This window comes from Streptomyces durbertensis (genome assembly GCF_014156695.1).
GTDB lineage: Bacteria > Actinomycetota > Actinomycetes > Streptomycetales > Streptomycetaceae > Streptomyces > Streptomyces durbertensis.
This window is the reverse complement of record NZ_WMLF01000582.1, coordinates 1-2,726: the sequence shown is the minus strand read 5'-3', so window position 1 is coordinate 2,726 and position 2,726 is coordinate 1. Positions and strand designations below refer to the sequence as shown.

Here is a 2,726-nt window from a genome sequence, read left to right as displayed (position 1 = left end):
CTCCCGCCCCGGCCCGTCGACGACCGGCGGACAAAGAGCCCGGTCGGCACCTGCGTCAGGGCCCAACGGCCTCCTGCCGGCGACCGCCTTCCGCCCCTATCGTCGTAGATCGCAGACACGCGCTACGAGGGACGGGCAGGCACCATGGAGTTGCACGACTTCCCGCTGATCGCCGCCGTCCTGGCGGTGGCGGCCGTCGCCGGCCTGGTCGCCACCCGGCTCCGCCAGCCGCTGATCGTCGCGTTCATCGGGGTCGGCATCCTGGTCGGGCCGGCGGGAACGGGCTGGATGACCGCGCAGGACACGGTCGAGATCCTCGCCCGGCTCGGCATCGCCGTCCTGCTGTTCCTCGTGGGGCTCCGCCTCGACCTGCACCTGATCCGCACCACAGGACCGGTCGCGCTGGCCACCGGTCTCGGACAGGTGCTCTTCACCTCGGTCATGGGCTTCCTGATCGCGATCGCGCTGGGCGTCGACACCGTGCCCGCGCTGTACATCGCGGTCGCCCTCACGTTCTCCTCGACGATCATCATCGTCAAGCTCCTGTCCGACAAACGGGAGTTGGAACAGCTCCACGGCCGCATCGCGGTGGGCTTCCTCATCGTCCAGGACATCGTCGTGGTCCTGGTGATGATCGTCCTCACGGCGTTCGGCCAGCGGACGGGCGACCACGTCGCGCTGGACGTCGCGGGGGTTCTGGCCAAGGGGCTCGGCCTGCTGGTCGGCCTCGCCGTGCTCATGCGCTTCGTGCTGCCCTGGCTGCTGCATCAGGTGGCCCGTTCGCAGGAACTCCTCGTGCTCTTCGGCGTCGCGTACGCGGTGTCCGTGGCCGCGTTGAGCGAGTGGCTCGGTTTCAGCTCCGAGGTCGGCGCGTTCCTGGCCGGCGTCTCACTCGCCAGCACCTCCTACCGGGACGCGCTCGGCGCCCGGCTGACCAGCCTCCGCGACTTCCTCCTGCTGTTCTTCTTCCTCGAGCTCGGCTCCAACCTCGACTTCACCGACGCGACCGAGCAGCTGGGGAACGCGGTCGTCTTCTCCCTCTTCGTACTGATCGGCAACCCGCTGATCGTCGTGGTCATCATGGTGCTGATGCGCTACCCCGTCCGGGTCGGGTTCCTCTCCGGACTCACCGTCGCCCAGATCTCCGAGTTCTCCCTCATCCTCGCCGCCCTCGGCCTGAGCCTCGGTCACATCACCAACGCCACGGTCAGCCTCATCACCGTCGTCGGACTGATCACCATCGGCTGCTCCACCTACCTGATCCTCTACTCCCACCAGCTCTACCGCCGGCTCGAACCCTGGCTGTCCCGCCTCGAACGCACCGGCAGCCGAAAGGCCGAACAGCCGGAACCCGACGCCGAGGTGGACGTCATCCTCTACGGCCTGGGACGGTTCGGCGGTCAGCTGGCCGAACGGCTCACCGAAGCCGGGCACCGGGTCCTCGCCGTCGACTTCGACCCCCACCGTGTCTCGACCTACGACCGGCCAGGCGTCACCGCCGTCTTCGGCAGCGCCGAGGACGTGCACTTCCTGGAGACCCTCCCTCTCGGCCACGCCCGGTGCGTCGTCAGCACCCTCCCCCTCGCCGAGGCGAGCAAAGCCCTCGTGCACGGCCTGCGCCACCACCAGTACGGCGGCAAGATCGCGCTCACGGCCCGCACCCACCGAGCCGGGGAGGAACTGCGGTCCGTCGGCGCCGACCTGGTCCTCGAGCCGTACACCCTCGCCGCGTCGGCCTCGCTGCACGCCCTCGACGACGTTCTCCGCCCTCGCGACGGGAGCTGACCTGCGGCGTTCCGGGCGTCCCCGGCCCCGGCCGGACATGCACGCGACAGGTATGCCAGGCTGGGCGCCGCTCGAACGGGTGAGCGGACGGAGAGGGAGGCCCGCCGATGGCCAGGACGGAACTGACCAGGACCCACCGCGTCCTCGTCGGGGTGGTCGTCGTCGGCGCGCTGGTGATCGCCGCCATCGGCTTCGCCGGCTCCTACACCGCCGTCCGCGACCTCGCCGAGGAGAAGGGCTTCGGCGCCTTCGCCCCCTACTTCCCCATCGGCATCGACGCCGGCATCGTCGTCCTGCTCTCACTCGACCTGCTGCTGACGTGGCTGCGCATCGGCTTCCCCCTGCTGCGGCAGACCGCCTGGCTGCTGACGGCCGCCACGATCGCGTTCAACGGCGCCGCCGCCTGGCCCGACCCGCTCGGCGTCGGCATGCACGCGGTCATCCCCGTGCTTTTTGTCGTCTCGGTGGAAGCCGCCCGGCACGCGGTCGGCCGCATCGCGGACATCACCGCCGACCGCCACATGGAGGGAGTCCGGCTCTCCCGCTGGCTGCTCGCCTTCCCCTCCACGTTCCGGCTGTGGCGCCGGATGAAGCTGTGGGAGCTGCGCAGCTACGACGAGGTGATCCGGCTGGAACGTGACCGGCTCGTCTACCAGGCCAGGCTGCGGGCCCGCTACGGGCGCGGCTGGCGTCGCAAGGCGCCGGTGGAGGCGCTGATGCCGCTCAAGCTCGCGAAGTACGGCGTCCCGCTGGCGGAGACGGGCGCCGAGGGCCTCGCCGCAGCGGGCATCACCGTGCCGGGTGCGGCCGTCACGCCGTTCGGCGGAACAGCCGCCCTCCCGGCGCGGGGCGACGGCCTGCCGACGGCAGAGCACGCGACGCCGGCATCCGTCGCCAGGGCCGCCGAACGGACGGCTTCCCCGGCCCCGGCCCCCTCAGCC

At 71.0% G+C, this 2,726-nt stretch carries 2 protein-coding genes; both read left to right on the top strand.

What is annotated here, in order from left to right:
- Positions 1-144: 144 nt before the first annotated feature.
- Positions 145-1,785, top strand: coding sequence for a cation:proton antiporter (locus GL263_RS24675; protein ID WP_182857954.1), 1,641 nt, complete (start codon positions 145-147; stop codon positions 1,783-1,785).
- A gap of 107 nt (positions 1,786-1,892) precedes the next feature.
- The coding region (locus GL263_RS24670) for a DUF2637 domain-containing protein (RefSeq protein WP_182857953.1) at positions 1,893-2,726 on the top strand (834 nt) is incomplete at its 3' end.